The 486-nt window shown below is 42.8% G+C and carries 1 protein-coding gene; it reads left to right on the forward strand.

From position 1 onward, the window contains the following. Nucleotides 1-86: 86 nt before the first annotated feature. Complete coding sequence (locus ACSZO1_RS22720) at nt 87-275, forward strand: ECs_2282 family putative zinc-binding protein (protein WP_437616671.1); 189 nt, start codon at nt 87-89, stop codon at nt 273-275. Nucleotides 276-486 lie beyond the last annotated feature (211 nt).

Consider the following 486-nt stretch of genomic DNA (forward strand, 5'->3'; position numbering starts at 1 on the left):
CTGAAAACGATAGATGAACGGCAATCATTGTAGTCATGAACAGAACTTTGAATGATTAAATCGCACCTTCCTTAACTGTCATGGTGATGAAAGTCAGATGTAGCGCATGTGGCAGCAAAAAGTTTATCTACACGCAGAAAAAAGAGAATCAGGCCGCACACCACGGCGCCCTCTGCGCGCAATGTCACAAACCGATAACTTTAGAGGACCTTCTGCCACTGACGCAGATGGACCCCATCATCAAGTGTCTGATTAAGAAACGTAAAATGGTATAAACACCGGCAGCCGCCACTGATACCAGCGACAGACTGGCTAATTAAAAAATTAATTTAAATACGCCAGTTATTGTTAGGGAAGGTGCGATTTAATCGGTGGGGTTCAGTGGAGTCCTTAGCTGTATTAGCCTTACCTTAGCTGAGCTGTATTATCTCTCTGTAAAACGTATACGCTCAATTTGTACTGGTGAATATTTGGCCTTTATTATTC

The sequence above is a fragment of the Erwinia sp. V71 genome, assembly GCF_965644245.1.
Taxonomy (GTDB): Bacteria; Pseudomonadota; Gammaproteobacteria; order Enterobacterales; family Enterobacteriaceae; genus Erwinia.